Annotated in this window: 14 protein-coding genes; 11 read left to right on the forward strand and 3 right to left on the reverse strand. The window is 47.2% G+C overall.

Features of this window, described 5'->3' with window-relative positions; translation table 11 throughout:
- The first annotated feature begins 95 nt into the window (after positions 1-95).
- The gene (locus ACP7FG_RS06540) at positions 96-2,327 is read left to right on the forward strand and encodes a S9 family peptidase (RefSeq protein WP_224797999.1); all 2,232 of its coding nucleotides are present in this window, start codon (positions 96-98) and stop codon (positions 2,325-2,327) included.
- Positions 2,328-2,367: 40 nt separating this feature from the next.
- A complete protein-coding gene (locus ACP7FG_RS06545) occupies positions 2,368-2,760 on the forward strand; it encodes an acyl-CoA thioesterase (RefSeq protein ID WP_054486953.1) in 393 nt (130 codons plus the stop codon).
- 18 nt (positions 2,761-2,778) lie between these two features.
- On the opposite strand, the gene ACP7FG_RS06550 is transcribed toward ACP7FG_RS06545, so the two are convergent.
- Together ACP7FG_RS06550 and fldB are read right to left on the reverse strand one after the other, a co-directional pair.
- Positions 2,779-5,181: a zinc-dependent metalloprotease gene (locus tag ACP7FG_RS06550; RefSeq protein ID WP_439225897.1), complete on the reverse strand. Its 2,403-nt coding sequence runs from the start codon at positions 5,179-5,181 to the stop codon at positions 2,779-2,781.
- A 5-nt stretch (positions 5,182-5,186) separates the two neighbouring features.
- Complete coding sequence (fldB, locus tag ACP7FG_RS06555) at positions 5,187-5,708, reverse strand: flavodoxin FldB (protein WP_054488477.1); 522 nt, start codon at positions 5,706-5,708, stop codon at positions 5,187-5,189.
- A 115-nt stretch (positions 5,709-5,823) separates the two neighbouring features.
- Here fldB and ACP7FG_RS06560 point away from each other — a divergent pair, with 115 nt between their 5' ends.
- The gene (locus ACP7FG_RS06560) at positions 5,824-6,108 is read left to right on the forward strand and encodes a YfcL family protein (protein WP_224798001.1); all 285 of its coding nucleotides are present in this window, start codon (positions 5,824-5,826) and stop codon (positions 6,106-6,108) included.
- On the opposite strand, the gene mnmC is transcribed toward ACP7FG_RS06560, so the two are convergent.
- Positions 6,073-7,890 (reverse strand): bifunctional tRNA (5-methylaminomethyl-2-thiouridine)(34)-methyltransferase MnmD/FAD-dependent 5-carboxymethylaminomethyl-2-thiouridine(34) oxidoreductase MnmC, encoded by a 1,818-nt coding sequence (gene mnmC, locus ACP7FG_RS06565; RefSeq protein ID WP_439225898.1) that lies wholly within the window; start codon positions 7,888-7,890, stop codon positions 6,073-6,075. The genes ACP7FG_RS06560 and mnmC overlap by 36 nt on opposite strands.
- 134 nt (positions 7,891-8,024) lie before the next feature.
- Here mnmC and fabB point away from each other — a divergent pair, with 134 nt between their 5' ends.
- The 8 genes from fabB (at position 8,025) to ACP7FG_RS06605 (ending at position 17,350) form a co-directional block, all read left to right on the forward strand.
- A complete protein-coding gene (gene fabB, locus ACP7FG_RS06570) occupies positions 8,025-9,239 on the forward strand; it encodes a beta-ketoacyl-ACP synthase I (RefSeq protein WP_054486960.1) in 1,215 nt (404 codons plus the stop codon).
- 21 nt (positions 9,240-9,260) lie between these two features.
- A complete protein-coding gene (locus tag ACP7FG_RS06575) occupies positions 9,261-10,406 on the forward strand; it encodes a 4-phosphoerythronate dehydrogenase (RefSeq protein WP_439225899.1) in 1,146 nt (381 codons plus the stop codon).
- Positions 10,407-10,415: 9 nt separating this feature from the next.
- The gene (locus ACP7FG_RS06580) at positions 10,416-11,432 is read left to right on the forward strand and encodes an aspartate-semialdehyde dehydrogenase (RefSeq protein ID WP_054486965.1); all 1,017 of its coding nucleotides are present in this window, start codon (positions 10,416-10,418) and stop codon (positions 11,430-11,432) included.
- A gap of 79 nt (positions 11,433-11,511) precedes the next feature.
- Entirely contained in the window at positions 11,512-13,743 is a 2,232-nt protein-coding gene (locus ACP7FG_RS06585) for a FimV/HubP family polar landmark protein (protein WP_439225900.1), read from the forward strand.
- Between the two features lie 11 nt (positions 13,744-13,754).
- On the forward strand, positions 13,755-14,540 hold the full coding sequence (truA, locus tag ACP7FG_RS06590; RefSeq protein WP_439225901.1) for a tRNA pseudouridine(38-40) synthase TruA: 786 nt from the start codon (positions 13,755-13,757) through the stop codon (positions 14,538-14,540).
- A 90-nt stretch (positions 14,541-14,630) separates the two neighbouring features.
- Positions 14,631-15,509, forward strand: coding sequence for an acetyl-CoA carboxylase, carboxyltransferase subunit beta (gene accD, locus ACP7FG_RS06595; protein WP_222236751.1), 879 nt, complete (start codon positions 14,631-14,633; stop codon positions 15,507-15,509).
- Positions 15,509-16,801 carry a bifunctional tetrahydrofolate synthase/dihydrofolate synthase gene (folC, locus tag ACP7FG_RS06600; RefSeq protein ID WP_439225902.1) on the forward strand — a complete coding sequence of 431 codons (1,293 nt, stop codon included), beginning with the start codon at positions 15,509-15,511 and terminating at the stop codon, positions 16,799-16,801. Before accD ends, folC begins: the two co-directional genes overlap by 1 nt.
- A gap of 3 nt (positions 16,802-16,804) precedes the next feature.
- On the forward strand, positions 16,805-17,350 hold the full coding sequence (locus tag ACP7FG_RS06605) for an SPOR domain-containing protein (protein WP_439225903.1): 546 nt from the start codon (positions 16,805-16,807) through the stop codon (positions 17,348-17,350).
- Positions 17,351-17,418 lie beyond the last annotated feature (68 nt).

Here is a 17,418-nt window from a genome sequence, read left to right on the forward strand (position 1 = left end):
ATAGCGTTTTCGCGTCAGTTCACCGCAGCTCCCCCATTTTTATTCCGAATTTTGTTAGTATGAATAACAGTAGACTAACAACCGGATTGATAACCATGCCTTTTATACTTAATCGCCGGGCTCAGGCGATTGCTGTTGTCGTTTTTAGTATTTTCAGCCTGTCAGTTTCAGCTAAAGACTTAACTATTGAACGTATTTTTAGTGGTTCGCCTTTAGCTGGCGAAACGCCCCGAGCACTTAAGTTTGCGCCGGGAGGAAAACACCTTTCTTACTTAAAAGGCAGTGAGGAGGACCCTCAGCGTTACGATCTCTGGTTGTACGACATTGAAGCTGAAAAACATGAGCTGCTAGTTTCAGCTGATCAGCTGGCAACAGATGAAGTTGAATTGTCTGATGAAGAAAAAGCAAGGCGCGAACGTCAGCGTGTTAGTGGCAGCGGCATCATTGAGTACAGTTGGTCAGCTGAAGGCGATGCCTTGCTGTTCCCTTATAACGGCGATGTCTTTTATCACCAGCCGGGTAAATCAGAAACCCGGCAAATGACAAAAACTGAGGCTTTTGAAACGGATGTAAAATTCTCTCCAGAGGGGAATTACATTTCTTATATTCGTGAACAGAACCTGTATTTTGTGGATATTGCCAGTGGTGAGGAGCAGGCTGTTACAACCGAAGGCGGCGGTACTATCAAGTTTGGTATGGCTGAGTTTGTTGCTCAGGAAGAAATGAAGAGAATGACAGGGTACTGGTGGTCGCCCGACGAGTCGGCTATTGCACTCACTAAAGTTGACGAAAGTCCGGTACCTTTGGCAACTCGAAGTGAGATTTACGCCGACAGAATTGAAACGATACAGCAACGTTACCCTTTTGCCGGAAGCGATAACGTCGATATTGATTTAGGTATTTATCGGATTAAAGACAGCAAAACCGATTGGTTAGAGTTGGATAGGCTGGGAGATGGCTATTTAGCCAGAGTGAAATGGGTTGGTGATAGCCAGCACTTAAGCTATCAGTGGCAAAGTCGTAATCAGCAAGAGCTGAATTTGCTCATTTATAATCGCCAGGAGAAAAGTGAGAGAGAACTTCTGACAGAAACGTCGGATAGTTGGGTGAATCTTCATAACGACTTACACTTCTTAGAAGACAATAAGCACTTTATTTGGGCTTCAGAGCGCAGCGGTCACAAGCACCTTTATCTCTATCGCCTGGATGGCTCGCTAATTCGTCAGTTAAGTTCCGGCGATTGGCAGGTTGACAAATTGGAAGCCGTTGATGAGAGTACAGGAGCACTTTATTATACTGCCCGCAAAGAATCTCCGCTTGAATCTCATTTGTACCGATCTCAGTTAAATTCGAGCTCAGCAGCAAATCCGACACGTATTACTGAGCGTGAAGGAATGCATGATATTGAATTTTCCTCAGACGCTCGCTCTTACCTGGATACGTATTCATCGCCTCAGCAGCCTAAGCAGGTAAGTTTACACGGTCCAACCGGGAATCATCTGGCATGGCTGTCCGAGAATAAGATTACAGAAGACCATCCGCTGTCTCCTTACTTGAGAAACTGGCGTTATCCTGAATTTGGTGAGCTGGAAGCCTCGGATGGACAAACGCTCTATTACAAAATGACGAAACCCAGCGACTTTGATGCAGAGAAAAAATATCCGGTGCTTGTGTACGTTTATGGAGGTCCGGGCGCACAGAGAGTAACTAAGAGCTGGGGCAGTGAGTTTGTCCAGTATATGGCCCAACAGGGGTTTATTGTATTCACTCTGGACAACCGGGGCTCAGCAAACCGTGGAAAAAGTTTTGAGGCGCCTATTTATAAAAACATGGGTGGTCCGGAGATTGAAGACCAGGTTACCGGAGTGGAGTATTTAACCAACTTACCTTTTGTGGATGCAGAGCGTATTGGTATTTACGGTCATAGTTACGGGGGTTATATGTCGTTGCTTGCTATGTTTAAAGCTCCTGAGCATTTCAAAGCCGGGGTTGCTGGCGCGCCAGTAACCGACTGGCGGTTGTATGACACGCATTACACCGAACGTTTTATGGGCATGCCGGATGAAGGTAACGCTTATGAGAACTCATCGGTTTTTCCTTACAGTAAGGACCTAAAAGGTGACTTGTTGATTTATCATGGCATGGCCGATGACAATGTTCTGTTTACTCACAGCACAAAATTGTATAAGCAGTTGCAGGACAACGCTCAGTCTTTTGACATGATGAACTACCCGGGTAAAAAGCACTCTATTAACGGGCGTAATACAAAAATCCATTTATATTCAATGATTGCCCAATTTTTTCAACAAACCATTGGCGAACAATAGGTTATAATATGTACATACCTTCCACTAACAAGGAGTGACTATGCGCTTTTTATCCCGCCGACTGGTTATGCCAAATGATTTGAACTTTGCCGGTTCGTTGTTTGGGGGCCGTATTTTAGAATGGATTGATGAGGAAGCTTATATTTTTGCCAGTTGCCAGTTAGAGGCGAAAAGCTTAGTAACGAAACATATTGGTGCTATTACTTTTGAGACTTCAGCGTTTCAGGGGGATGTTGTTGAGTTCGGTCTGCAGGTTAAATCGGTAGGGCGTACGTCTTTAGCTATTACCTGTCTGGTTCGAAATAAACACACGAAGCAAAACATTTGTACTGCTGACGATATTGTTTTCGTTCACATTGATCCGGAAACACGTCAACCAACGCCACACGGAAAAACCAAAGACCAGTTAGACGATATGCCAGAGCCGCTTTAAGCGGCCCTGGTATTTTCGTTAGATTGGCGAGCCCGGAGGTAGTGCTTCGGGTTCGTATTGTTCAGGCCATTCAGCGTCAGTTAAGAACTTCTCTAAATCACCTGCCAGCTGCCGCATTAACAACGAACTGGATTCAGCCAACTGCTTTTGTTGTTCAGCAAGTTGAACGCGCATCGCTAAACGAGTCTCTGCCGCTAAACCAGAGCTTTTTATCGCCCGCACCTCAGCATTTATTGCTGTCGTTAACAGACGTTGCTGTAGCGGCTGGTTTTGAGCATCTTTCCAGTCGTTGAAAACGGTATTAAAAACTTCTGACATAAGCTGAGCCGGTGACGGAACCCGATCGTTTTCTGCGTGCTGCTGAGTCAGCCGGTTCAGGCGTTGACTGTTAAGCATCAGCTGTAGGCTATGATCAGCGGCACTTGCAGCCATACTTACGGTATCTGGTATAAGTCCGGTTTTACCATCAAAGTACTCACGCGAAGAACTCTCGCCATAGGCTGCCGGAACCAGCCATTGCTTAACATGTGAGGGCACGCGCAGATTGTCTGCCTGAATCGTTCTTAGCAGTTGATTCAATGCACTTTGTTGTCTGGATGCACTAACCGGCTGGTAGTCATCTGCAGCCTCATCTGCCATGTAATAACGGTAGTTAACACCGCCCAGCCATTTCACCGCAGCCTCTACCTGATAACGGTGTAACAGGTAGATAGGCACAAAAATGGCTTGTAGCTGACTTAAAGGCTGGTTCGGACGCAACATATCCTTACTGAAGTTATCCAGCACTTGCGCGCGAACGGACAACAGACGCTCTAGCTCTGTTACCGGGTCGCTGCCGTTGTCCCATAAATGAGCGAGCGGATGTGCGCCTCCCGCCGGGCGCGCGTCTTGATCAGAAATGAAGCTAAGGTTAAGCGCTTTATTCTTTTCCAGAATACGTGTTAGCTGCTCCGTTGATGAAGGCATGCCGCCAAAGTCACTGTAACCGTAGGCCAGTACTTGTTTGTCCCAAATACCTAAACCCTCCGTATAAGCGTCATTCAAACTTAACGTACCATCGGTAGTTAGGTTAACTAATGGGTGCGGGTAGTCCATAACCGATGCTCTGTTTGATGTACTTGCAGCAAAGTTATGAGCGATTCCCAGAGTGTGACCAATTTCATGCGCACTTAGTTGACGAATACGCGCTAAAGCCATTTTTTGCACAGCTTCTTTTAATTCAACGGCGTCGTCAATAAAGGGGGTCAGTAAGCCTTCAGCAATTTTCATATCCTGACGAACACGCAGAGAACCTAAGGTGACATGACCTTTAATGATCTCGCCGGTGCGTGGGTCAATGACCGAGGAACCATAAGACCAGCCGCGGGTCGCTCTGTGAACCCACTGAATAACGTTATAGCGAATGTCCATTGGGTCGGCGTCGTCGGGCAATACTTTTACCTGAAAGGCGTTGTCATAACCGAGTTCCTCAAAGCCTTCAGCCCACCAGCGAGCACCTTCAAGTAAAGCTGTTTTTACTGGCTCAGGGGCTCCCGGATCCAAGTAATAAATAATTGGCTCGCGCGCCTGGCTTTGTGACGCAATTGGGTCTTCTTTATTGAGACGGTGACGAGGAATGTACTGCACGGTCATCGACTCACCAAGAGGCGCTGCATAATCTTTAAAACTGTGCGCCCAAAAACCACTGTTTGGGTGAAAGTTTCTGGGTTGATAAGCAGTATCGGGCAGTTTAATAAAGGAATGATGAAGGTGAAGTGAAATGGCGTCGGCGTTAGCTGCTACCTGATTGACCCATTGTCCTTTACCGTCGCCGACAAAAGTCACTTTGGCTTCGAGTTCGGTATTCTCTACAAAGGCTTTACTGCGTTCAGGGTAAACAACAGAGCGACTCGTATCGGCTTTAAATTGCCCTTGTTCTGTTTGCTGTAAGCGCTTACTAACACCATGCACATCAGTCAGCAAATAGGGCGTGTAATCAATTAAAACATTTTCGTTATTACTGGCGACAATATCGAAGCCATGAAGTACTGAACCGGCAAAAGCCTGCTGGACACTATTGCGTTCTGCCGGGTTACGAGTTTGCGCCCGGAACTGAGTATTGTGCTGAAGCAGTAAAGCAGTATTGCCCTCAATATGAAAAGACGCCAGTCGGGTTTCGCCGAGTTGACCTCTGTCTAAACCAACATCATTTGAACCCAGCCCCCAGGGAAGGCTGGTTTGAAGAATAAATTGTTTATCGCTTTTGGGGACTTCCAGATAAAACTTACCTTTGGCCTCATCGTGATAGAAAGTAAAAAATCCCTGTTGCTCGTCAAACGACGCCGTGAATTTTTCAATGGTTGTTTTCTCAGTGTCAGCCAGAACGCTGGCTGACACGAGCAGCGTTAGCAGTAACAAGGTTTTGGAAAGAAAGCTTTGCATTGTTATTATCCTAGTTGTTCAGCAATTTCTTCTAATATTTGTGTCGTCCATTGTTCGATACGATCATCTGATAGCTCATATTGTGAGTCTTCATCTAGTGATAAACCGACGAACTGGGTGTTATCTGCGGTTAATGCTTTGGAAGCAGCAAATTCGTAGCCCTGATTAGGCCAAAAACCAATTCGTTTACAGCCGTGATCAGCAATAGCATCGTGTAGCATGCCCAGAGCATCCTGAAACCAGTCGGTATAACCTTCCTGATCACCCATACCGTATAGCGCAACAACTTTGCCGCGCAGGTCAACATCGTTAATGTCGTCCCAGTGGCTTTCCCAGTCTTCCTGAAGCTCGCCGAAGTCCCAGGTGGAAATACCAAAAATCAGGATATCAAATTGTTCAGCTTCTTTTAGCGGTGTGTCTTTAATATCAAACAGCTGAACAATGTCTTCGCCTATGGCTTGTTGAATTTTTTCCGCGGCAATTTCGGTATAGCAGGTGGTAGAACCATAAAACAAGCCAATTTCCAGGGACATAATAAACACCTCTGTCATGCGTTGAGTCTTTGATGCGGATGCATTGTAACAAAAAGACCGTTAGAATGAGCGCCTTTGTTTCCGGGGAAAGCTTCAAATGAGGGGCAGTATGAACTTTGATCAATTAGTGGAGCGACTTGAATCGGTCTTTGATGAGGCGGTTGTTTCGGGTACTGATGATGAACTTTTCGCTTGCGGTTATTTACGTGGTCACTTTGATTTAGTGGTTGCCCAGTTAGAAATGTCCGGCGAGACAGAGCCGGATCAGGTCATGCCGGCATTGCGTGAAGCCGTTTACAAAACCCGCCATGAGTTATCCCCGGCGGATCAGGCTCATATCAACAGTGTACTGGATAAACTAGCTCTGAAAGCGACGAGCGGAGATGCGGCGTAAAGCACTTTTGGTAAGCGGCATTAGCTCTCCGGTCAATTGACAGGCAAGCATCTCGCCCAGCACCGGGGCAGAGGTAAATCCGCGAGAGCCAAGCCCCGTCAATACGTATAAGTTATCGCTGAGAGCCCCTGCAACAGGCTGATGATCGGGGCTTGTTGCTCTGACTGAGACTCTTGCCGTTTTAACGTCTAATGATTCCGCCCAAGGCTGCTGAGCATTCTCCGTCAATTGTCTTATATTCTCTTCGTTATCTTCGGCTTTGGTCGCCAGGCTGTCATTATTGCGGCTAAAGGTTGCGCCAACGCAGTGGTGCTCTTTATCAGCAGGCACTAAATAGCCCTTAAAGCATAAAACAGCCTTTAATGATGAAAGCTTGCTGGTGGTTTGAACCAGACTGACTTGTCCTCGGACAGGCTGAATAGGTAATGCCTCAATGCCTTCTGGCAGCAGCGAGTTAACGTGGTGCCCGGTGGCAATCACAACTCGCTCCGCTGACAGCGACTCTCCGTTATCGAGCAAAACGTTCCAGTCTTTATTATCTGTTTGTTTTAGTGATACGGCTTTCGCTTTAACAAACTCCACGGCTGCCGCTTTAAAAATGCTTTTAACCACGGCCTCAGGCCTTAACCAGCCAGCTTTAGGGTAAAGTAGGGCGGGTACGCCCAGAGGCACTCCGGCTTTTTCTTCTGCTTCGGCTGGCTGCAGGTAGTTTACTGACTCTTTCGCGTAGAGATTATCGGCTATACGCTGGTAACGCGTTTTCCTTTGCTCATTAAAAGCAGGCTGCATGACGCCAGTTGAAAACCAGTTTTCGTTACAAAAAGTCTGATAAAAACTTGTCGCTGTAGAAAAAGCCTGCCAGTAAAACCGGCTGAGCGGTGTGTGTTCAGCATGTAAAAGCGGATAAACAGCACCTTGAGGGTTTCCGGACGCGCCATCAGCTATGTCGGGACTAATCACTTTGACGTCAACTCTCCGACGAGTCAGAGCAAGAGCTGTGCAGGCAGCACTTATTCCGCCGCCGATAATAGTGACGTTACGCCTGTCGCTGCGTTTGAGTTTATTTGATTCGGAGTACTGACCACAAAGCATTTCTCTTTTACGGCCAAAGCCAGGAATTTTTGATACTAAAAAGCCAGCCTGCTGCAACGCTCGTCTGACACTGCCTGCGGCAGTAAAAGTAGCAAAGGTGGTTTTTCTGTAAGATGTCTGGCTCATGGCTTCGTAGAGGGCGTGTTGCCACATTTCCGGGTTTTTAGCTGGTGCAAATCCGTCCAGGAACCAAGCGTCAACTTTTTGTTGCGCCTGAGGGAGCCACTGGGGCAATAACTCATTAATATCACCAATCCATAGATCCAGAATTACCCGGCCTTGTGATAGGATAAGACGATGACAACCAGGATCGGGTGCCGGGTAGTGTTTGAGAAATTCACTACTCACATCTGCTACAGGCTTAAGTAACTGGTAAGCTTGATTAAGCTGGCTACGCGACAAAGGATACTTTTCAAAGCTGACAAAATGCAGGCGTGTGTCACTGGGAGCGTGCTCCAGAAAACGTTGCCACGTGAGCAAAAAATTAAGTCCGGTACCGAAGCCCGTTTCCGCAATGGTAAAGCAGCCATGGGCAGAGAGTGTCTGCCAACGGTCGGGTAATCCGTTTTGAGCAAGGAATACGTATTGACTCTCGTCAACGCCGTTATCGACAGAAAAGTAAATATCATCGAAAGTGGTGGAAACTGGTACACCTTGCTCGTTAAACTGGACCGATGAATTAGAATTCAAGTGGCTATCCCATGATTTATCAGTTAATGGTCGCTATAATAACAACTTTACGAACAACAGTGGACAAAGCAGACCACATTCATACACGACGTTGGTTAATATATCGACGTAGAAATGTCAGACAGGACTAAAGAATGAGAAGAGCTGTTATCACCGGACTTGGTATTGTATCAAGCATCGGTAACAATCAAGAAGAAGTGCTGGAATCATTGCGTATCGGGAAATCCGGTATTACGCGCTCAGAATCTTTTGCAGAAATGGGCTTGCGCTGTCAGGTATGGGGTGAGGTCAAGTTAGACCCTAAAGACCATATTGATCGCAAAGCGTTGCGTTTCATGGGAGATTCAGCTGCTTATGCCTACATTGCAATGGCTCAGGCCATCGAAGATGCAGGCCTGACAGAAGAGCAGGTATCGCATCCTCGTACCGGCTTGGTTGTCGGTTCTGGCGGCGCATCAGGTGAACATCAGGTAGCAGCGGCCGATCTTTTACGCGAACGCGGTGTGAAAAAAGTGGGGCCTTACATGGTTCCTCGTTGCATGGCGTCAACCACCTCTGCATGCCTGGCTACACCTTTTAAGATTAAAGGTGTTAACTATTCAATAAGTTCTGCTTGTGCAACCTCTGCTCATTGTATTGGTCATGCGTTGGAACTTATCCAGTTTGGTAAGCAAGATCGTGTTTTCGCCGGTGGCGGTGAAGAACTGCACTGGACGCTGGGAATGGAGTTTGATGCGATGGGCGCGTTGAGTACTAAGTACAACGACACGCCTGAAAAAGCCTCGCGCACATACGACCAGGGGCGCGACGGTTTTGTGCCTGCTGGCGGTGGCGGTATTCTGGTTATTGAAGAGCTGGAAGCGGCAAAAGCGCGCGGTGCAAAAATTTATGGCGAGATCGTTGGTTACGGAGCTACCTCAGACGGCTTCGACATGGTTGCTCCATCGGGCGAAGGCGCTGTTCGCTGCATGAAGATGGCAATGGAAACTGTGGATACTCCGGTTGATTATCTGAACACTCACGGTACCAGTACTCCGGTTGGTGACGTTAAAGAGCTGGAAGCCATTCGCGAAGTATTCCCGGAGAAAACGCCTATGATCAGCGCTACTAAAGCAATGACGGGCCATGCTCTTGGGGCTGCAGGTGTTCACGAAGCAATTTACTCATTGCTGATGATGAAACATGGCTTTGTCACGCCTTCCATCAACATTGAAGAGCTGGATGAGAAAGCCGATGGTATGAACATTATTCAGAAACCAACTGAAGCTCCATTGCGCACAGTCATGTCCAATAGCTTTGGTTTTGGTGGTACGAACGCATCGCTAGTGATGCGCCAATACTCTGAATAAGCGATTTAGCCGGTTATTGCGGTGAAAATCGTCGCTGACCAGAATATTCCCGCACTGTCTGACATATTGTCGGGTGCGGGAACACTTTCTTACTTCTCCGAAAGAAACCCTCCACAAGAGGTGCTCGCAGACGCAGATGCGCTATTAGTCCGTTCCGTCACAGCGGTTGATAAAGAGCTTCTGGAGCAGGCCCCTTACTTAAAGTTTGTTGCATCTGCCACTATCGGTACCGAGCACGTGAATCTTCCGCTGTTACAAGAGCGAGGGATTGCTTTTGCGCATGCTCCTGGCGCTAATGCACAGTCAGTTGGTGAATATGTTCTTTGTGTGGTTCTCGACTGGTTAAGTCATAAACCTGTGTATTCCGTCGATGAAATAGACGTTGCTATCGTCGGAGCCGGTCATACAGGAAGAGCTGCGGGGAAAAGACTTCAGGCTTTGGGCTTTAATGTTCACTATTATGATCCGCCGCTTTGTAAAAAGGGTGTTAAGTTTGTACATGACCACTGGCAGAGAGTGCTAACCGCAGATATTATCTCCTGTCATGTTCCTTTAACCGATGATGGCGACTTTCCCACACGGCATCTATTTGAGAGTACGGCACTGCAGTCGCTGCATTCAGAGCAGTTACTTGTGAATGCCAGTCGAGGTGCAGTAATAGACAATAAAGCCTTGTTGGATCGAGTTATTCAGGGTGAGCGTCCTTCAATTGCATTGGATGTTTGGGAAAATGAACCCGATATATTGCCGGATTTAGTCCCTTATACGGATATAGCGACTCCTCATATTGCCGGGCATAGCCTGGAAGGAAAAGTGGGAGGGGCGGTTATGATCGCAAACGCTCTGTTAGCGCATTTTGAAATGCCGGCTACTAAAGAATTAGCAGATGTGTTACCAAAGGTTGAATGGCCAGAGCTTGATGCCGCGATGTTAACGTCTCCGGAAAGCTTTAACTCTTGGGTAAAAGAGCATTTTAACATCCACGAAGATGATAAAAATTTCCGCCGTCATGGACTAACGCGAGATGGGTTTGACAGTTTGCGACGTAATTATCGCAAAGAAAGCCCCCGCAGAGAGTTCATTAATCAGGTGGTTACATGCCATAATAGCGAGCAATACATACAGTTTTTACAGTTGGGCTTTCGTGCCCGGCAATTGCTTAAGTAAGGAGTCAGCATGTCACATGGGTTTCGCGTTGCGGTATTAGGTGCAACAGGTTTAGTGGGCCAGCAAATGATAGAAATTCTGGCTGAACGAAAATTCCCGGTGGCAGAGCTTTTTCCTTTAGCTAGCGCTCGTTCGGCTGGCGCTACCGTTGACTTTAACGGTGAAGAAATCGAAGTATTAGACGCTACCGAGTTTGACTGGTCTAACGCCGATATCGCATTTTTCTCTGCGGGAGGCTCTATTTCCCGTGAGTTTGCACCGAAAGCCGCTGAGGCAGGTTGTGTTGTTATCGATAATACTTCCGAGTTTCGCTACGAACCAGATATTCCTTTAGTGGTACCGGAAGTTAACGCCTGGGCGTTAGCCGACTTCAGGAATCGTAATATTATTGCAAATCCGAACTGCTCGACCATTCAGATGATGGTCGCACTTAAACCGATTCACGACGCGGTGGGTATTGAACGTATTAACGTCAGCACCTATCAGTCAGTATCGGGTGCCGGCAAAGAGGCGATGGAAGAACTTGCAAAGCAAACAGCAGAGCTGTTAAACGGAAAGCAACCGACAGTTGCTAATTTCAGCCGTCAAATTGCTTTTAACTGCATTCCTCAAATTGATGTTTTTCAGGACAATGACTACACCAAAGAAGAAATGAAAATGGTGTGGGAAACGCAAAAGATTTTTAATGACCCCAGCATTAGAGTCAATCCAACGGCGGTCAGAGTTCCAGTATTTTTTGGGCATGCAGAAGCTATCCATATTGAGACACGCCAGCCAATTACTGCCGAACATGCAAAGCAGCTGTTAAGTGAAGCTCCGGGTGTAACTCTGATGGAGCAAAGAGAGGAGTTTCCGACACAGGTCGGTAATGCCGCTGGAAACGACGATGTGTTTGTAGGGCGGGTCAGAGAAGACATTAGCCATCCAAATGGTCTTAATTTGTGGGTTGTGTCTGATAACATCCGCAAGGGTGCAGCAACGAACAGCATACAAATTGCCGAAACTTTAATTCGTGATTACTGGTAATTTAACCGGCTGTATGTCATAAAGTTTTTTAAACTAACGCCGTTAAAGATAAGAGCAAAGCGCGGGCAGAGACGAAGGAATGAGAAAAACGATTAGAGTGCAGGTATTGAGATACTTTTCGCTGGCAGCCATTGCGTTGTCCGGCAGCATGACAGTCGCTGCAGCAGGTTGGCAGGACGGTGTTGTTATAAAAGGAGCCAAAGGGTCTGAAGCAACTGATGTTCGTTTAGGTCAGGAGCGCTATGGACCTATTACCAGATCTGATACCTTATGGGATATTGCCCGTCGCTATAAACCTCATTCCAGTGTCACACAATACCAAACGATGGTTGCTATTGTGCAGGCCAACGATGAGGCCTTTGTCAATGGCAATATGAACCGTATGCTTGACGGTTACTACCTGCGCATTCCTTCCTTGCAAGAAATTGAAATGGTTAACCCTGAAGCCGCACGTCGTCAGGTGGTGGTTGATGGTCAACTGCAAACTAAGTCTCAGGAACTTACTGAGGCAGAGCAAAGCACTCAGAGAACTCGCTCCGAACAACAGCAACTACTTGAAGAAGCTCGACAGAAAGCTGAACAGACGATTCAGGAAGTTGAACAACGTCAGGAGCAAAACTTTAAAGAGCTTCAGTCTGACATTCAGCAGTCTATGCAGGCTGTTGAACGCATGTATGGTGAAAACCAGTCGCTGCAGGAACGAATCGATGCGCTAGCGGAGCGCCTCGATGAACTGGCTGCCAGCGTAAGTAAAACTGATGAACTAGAAGCTCAGTTTCAACAAGTATTAGCTCAACAGAGACAAATGCTTGAGCAGCAGGCTCGGGAAGAAGCGGAACAAGAGTCTGGTTTTTCTGATTGGCTACAAAGCCCATTGAATATGTTGCTGGTGTCGGTGTTGCCCGCGTTGCTTATTATTGGGTTAATTGTATTTTTCTTCTTACGGCGATCGTCAAAATCTAAAGCGACGGAAGAAGAAGAGCAGAGTTCTAACAAGGAGTTGACCGAGGAAGAAGCTGCTGCCGAGCTGGATAAAGAATTATTGGGTGATGTGCCTAAAGACAGTACTGATGGTCTGTTCGATATCGACGGTGAAGACACCTCCGATGATGATGGTGACGATCTTAGTGCTTTAGAAGCAGAATTAACCGGACAGTCTTCGGATGCAGACGAAACCGACTTTAGTGTCCGTCTCGATGATGAAGACAGTGAACCGGAACAGAAAAAGCCTGAGCCGAAAGAAACCGTCGATGAAGATTTAGATGAAGATGACCAAGCGGTATTGCCTGACGACGATGATGATGCCGGAGAGCTCTCTCAGGATGAACTGGATCGTCTGTTTGGCGAGGCCGGTGATGATGACGAACAGGCAATAGATCTCTCTGTTAATGATGAGGAAGAAGAAAAACCGGAAGCGGCTGAGCAGCCAGAAGATGCACAAGCAGACTCAGCGGTCAGTGAAGATGAACCTGATGAGGAAAAGGCTGAGCAGGACGCTACCGATGATATTGACGATATTCTTGCTGATAATGCTCCGCAAGAGACCGATACAGATGATGAGTCGGTAACAGAGGAAGCGGCGGAGAAAAGCGACGCGGACGACGAAAGTGATGATTTATTGCCGGATGACTTTGATGATAGCGAAGTCGATGACGTTTTAGCCGATTTAGGCTTAGCTGAGAATGAGACAGAAAAAGGTGAAGAACCCACTCAGAATGAGACTGATGAATCTGAACTGGAAGCGGCAGAGCAGTCAGCAGAAGCGCTAGAGCCTGACGAGAGAACCGAAGAAGAACCGCAAGAGCAGGAAGAAGATGACCTGGAGCAATTGCTTCAGGAGTCGGATGAATTAACTCAGTCACTGGACGAGCTGGATGACTTAGAAGAGGAAGTTCCTGAGGACGATGCTGAGCTTGATGAAGCGGAAGATGAAGCCGATAAAGAGTTAGAGTCACTGTTCGGTTCGAGCGAAGAAAGTGATGAGAGTGAAGAGGTCGACTCGTTTAGTGCAAAAGACGACGAGGACTTTGTTGATATAGATTCTTTGATGGCCGAAGCTGACGAAGAGGAAGAAGATACCGATCGTTATCAGTCGTCGGCGGTTAAAGACGTATTACCCGATGATGAATCGGGTGATGCTGAGAATGCTCCTGAGGATAATGACCCCTCAGCTCAGCTGGATTTAGCCAGAGCCTATATCGAAATGGGTGAAGAAGATGAAGCTCGGGAGATTCTTCAGCAATTAGCAGAAGGTGACGATGAAGCGCTGGCGAAAGAGGCCGACGCGTTGAAACAAAAACTCGATTCGTAGGATTAAGCAGTATGCGAATGGCCTTATGCCTGGAATACGATGGCAGCCGCTATTATGGTTGGCAACGTCAACGTGAAGTTATTAGTGTCCAACAATGCGTAGAACACGCTGTCAGTAAAATAGCCGATGCCCCCATTGAAGTAACTTGCGCCGGAAGAACCGACGCGGGTGTTCATGCAACAGGGCAGGTTGTGCATTTTGATATTCCGGTCCCCCGGGCGGAGCCAGCCTGGACACTGGGCGTAAATAGTAATTTACCTGCAGGGATAGCAGTACGCTGGGCTCAAGAGGTCGATAGTGAGTTTAGCGCTCGTTTTAGTGCTACCTCGCGGCGGTATCGATACATTATTGCCAACACGCGTTTTCGTCCCGGAATCCATTCATTTGGCGTTAGTCATTATCACCAACCACTTGACGAAAAGGCTATGCAGGCCGCTGCACCAGCCATTATTGGTGAGCATGACTTTACCACATTTCGTGCCTCACATTGTCAGTCTCACACGCCCTTCCGAAAGGTGACGGACTTAACGGTAGAGCGCCGCGGCGACTATATAATTATTGATATAAGGGCTAACGCCTTTTTACACCATATGGTCCGAAATATTGTGGGCAGCCTAATTGTAGTTGGGCAGCACGAACAGCCACCGGAGTGGCTTGCAGAGTTACTACGACAAAAAGACAGGACCAAAGCGGCGGCAACGGCTAAGCCCGGAGGGCTATATTTGGTCGAAGTTACCTATCCTGAGAGCTATAATATACCTCAGGTTCTCCCGGGACCTTTATGGTTAGGCGACTAAGGCCACTGTTATGACCTCTTTGCTTGATCCATTTGTGGTACCATGTAAGCTACATTACATTGACTAATAATAGCCTTTGGGCGGAATAGTATGAGCTGGATAGAAAGAATTCTTGCGAAGCCAAAAATTAACAAACGTCGGGGTGTTCCAGAGGGCGTCTGGAGTAAGTGTACTGCCTGCGACAACATTATTTATAAGGCGGATTTAGAGCGTAGCCTTAATGTCTGCCCGAAATGTGATCACCATATGCGGGTTACTGGCCGCAGTCGGTTGGACATTTTTTTAGATAACGACAACCGCGAAGAAATTGGCACTGATTTAGAGCCGAAAGACGTTTTACGTTTTAAAGACTCTAAAAAATACAAAGACCGTATTTCTGCAGCACAAAAAAGCACGGGCGAAAATGACGCACTCATTGCGGAAAAAGGAACCGTAAAAGGTGTTCCTTTAGTTGCTGTCGCTTTTGACTTTAACTTTATGGGCGGTTCTATGGCATCAGTTGTTGGTGCTAAGTTTGTTCAGGCTGCGGAAGTTAGCCTTAAGCACCGCATCCCGTTAGTTTGTTTTTCTGCATCGGGCGGCGCTCGTATGCAGGAAGCTCTGATGTCATTAATGCAAATGGCGAAAACATCGGCAGCGCTGGCACGTATGAGTGAAGAGGGTATTCCCTTTATTTCTGTACTGACAGACCCGACGATGGGTGGAGTTTCTGCAAGCCTTGCTATGCTAGGCGATATTCACATTGCGGAACCTAAAGCACTTATTGGTTTTGCTGGTCCGAGAGTTATTGAGCAGACCGTACGCCAGACGTTACCTGAAGGGTTCCAGCGTGCTGAATTCCTATTAGAGCATGGAGCCATTGATATGATTGTCGATCGCCGTAACATGCGTGACACAGTCGCTCGATTGTTGGCGAAAATGCAGAATCTACCATCTACTGAAACGTCGGAAGTCAGTGTAAGCGAATAATGACTGCCGCACCGCTATCTGCCCCTGCAGCGTCAGCGTCGCTGCAGGAATGGCTGACTTATCTTGAAAGCATCCATCCCCAAAGCATCGACATGGGACTTGAGCGTGTGGCCAGGGTTGCAGCGAGTGCCGATGTACTTGAGCCTGCGCCTTTGGTTATTACGGTCAGTGGCACTAACGGAAAAGGCTCGACGGTTTGTTACCTCGAGACTATTTTACAGGCAGCTGGCTACACTACTGGCGTCTATACGTCGCCACATATCGTAGAGTATCGCGAACGGGTTCGTATTAATGGTCAGGAACTGACAAACTCAGCACATACCGAAGCTTTTGCGGTCATCGAAAAAGCGCGTAAGAACACCTCTTTAACCTATTTTGAGTTTGGTACGCTGGCTGCGTTATGGCTCATGAAAGCAAATAAACCCGATGTGGTTATTCTTGAAGTCGGCTTAGGCGGACGGCTTGATGCTGTGAATTGTGTCGATGCTGATGTTGCAGTAATTACCAGTATAGGTATCGATCACATTGCATTTCTTGGTAATAATCGAGAGCAAATAGGGCGTGAAAAAGCAGGCATAGCGAGAACGGATAAACCATTAATTTGTGGTGAAGCCAGCCCTACAGCAAGCATTGCTGAAACGGCAGATCGCGTTGGTGCTAAGTTGTGGCAGGTCGGCAGGGACTTTCATCGAAATGAAAAGGCGGATAGCTGGAGTTACCGTAGTCAGTACACCCAGTTAAACGATTTACCTTTGCCTAAGTTGCCTATTATCAATGCTTCAACTGCAATTGCCGCTATCGAGCAGTTACCCTTGCCGGTTACGTTATCGGCAATACGAGAAGGCATAGCTAAGGCCGCGCTTCCGGGAAGGATTCAAACAGACTTCCATAAAAACTGTGAGATATTATTGGATGTTGCACATAACCCTCAGGCTGCTGCTTATGTCTGCCAGTATCTCGACAAATTTTACCCGAAGCATAAAGTGTTTGCCGTTGTTGGGATGTTAAGTGATAAAGACCATAGTGGGGTCGTTAAAGCTTTGAGTTCCAGAGTTTGCGACTGGTATTTAGGGTGTCTGTCGGAACCTCGTGGCGAAACATCCGGGCAATTGGCGGTTAAAGCCAAACTACCTAATGAATCTTGCCACTTATTTGACTCAGTTGAGCATGCATTTTGCGAGGCTGTCCAGGCGGCGGAGCAATACCAGGCAAATAATGGTAAAGCTCTGGTTTTCGGCTTCGGCTCGTTTTACACTGTAGCGAGAATTACCGCGCATTTAAAAGGAGCTTGAGATTTGTCCAGTCCTCTGCAGAATCGTCTTGTTGGCACTCTGATATTGGTGGCGTTAGCTGTCATTATTATTCCCGATATATTGGATGGTGAGAAGGCAGACCCGATTGAGCCAATGGAAACCATTCCGCTAAAGCCCACCGTTGAGGAAGAACTTCAAAAACCGGAAACCTTGTCGGATAAAACCGTGTCAGAACCGGTAATCGTTAAAGAATCTCTTCCTGAAGCAGAAAAGACTGCGGATTCAGCTGAGCCCATTAACGAGAGCAGTGATGCCCAGGCTCTGCCACGAGAGCCGGCTGAGTATGCTGCTGACGGTGAAGCCTGGGTTATCCAGTTGGGCGCATTTAGTAACGAGGACAGTGTTAAACGTTTGATCTCTCAGTTACGGGAAAAAGGCTTTTCGGCGTACTCGCAAAAAGCATCTGATGGTTCAATTAGTCGTGTTTTAGTTGGTCCGGATACATCAAAGACTGAGCTGGAAAAGCAATTAGGTCCGCTGAAGGAACTCACCGGGCTGCAAGGTAAGGTAATTACTTATCGGCCATGATTTTTGCAATATATGTGAAAAGAAAATCACATTCTCAGGCACATTCTGTTAAAATCCACCGCGTCTTT

Origin of the sequence: Idiomarina sp. ST10R2A5 (assembly GCF_051842325.1) — a bacterium.
Lineage (GTDB): Bacteria > Pseudomonadota > Gammaproteobacteria > Enterobacterales > Alteromonadaceae > Idiomarina > Idiomarina abyssalis.

What these genes read in the sequence shown, in the direction of transcription:
- ACP7FG_RS06540 (WP_224797999.1), top strand. Translation starts at nt 96, where the DNA reads ATGCCTTTTATACTTAATCGCCGGGCTCAGGCGATTGCTGTTGTCGTT.
- ACP7FG_RS06545 (WP_054486953.1), top strand. Translation starts at nt 2,368, where the DNA reads ATGCGCTTTTTATCCCGCCGACTGGTTATGCCAAATGATTTGAACTTT.
- ACP7FG_RS06550 (WP_439225897.1), bottom strand. Translation starts at nt 5,181, where the DNA reads ATGCAAAGCTTTCTTTCCAAAACCTTGTTACTGCTAACGCTGCTCGTG.
- ACP7FG_RS06560 (WP_224798001.1), top strand. Translation starts at nt 5,824, where the DNA reads ATGAACTTTGATCAATTAGTGGAGCGACTTGAATCGGTCTTTGATGAG.
- fabB (WP_054486960.1), top strand. Translation starts at nt 8,025, where the DNA reads ATGAGAAGAGCTGTTATCACCGGACTTGGTATTGTATCAAGCATCGGT.
- ACP7FG_RS06580 (WP_054486965.1), top strand. Translation starts at nt 10,416, where the DNA reads ATGTCACATGGGTTTCGCGTTGCGGTATTAGGTGCAACAGGTTTAGTG.
- ACP7FG_RS06585 (WP_439225900.1), top strand. Translation starts at nt 11,512, where the DNA reads ATGAGAAAAACGATTAGAGTGCAGGTATTGAGATACTTTTCGCTGGCA.
- truA (WP_439225901.1), top strand. Translation starts at nt 13,755, where the DNA reads ATGCGAATGGCCTTATGCCTGGAATACGATGGCAGCCGCTATTATGGT.
- accD (WP_222236751.1), top strand. Translation starts at nt 14,631, where the DNA reads ATGAGCTGGATAGAAAGAATTCTTGCGAAGCCAAAAATTAACAAACGT.
- folC (WP_439225902.1), top strand. Translation starts at nt 15,509, where the DNA reads ATGACTGCCGCACCGCTATCTGCCCCTGCAGCGTCAGCGTCGCTGCAG.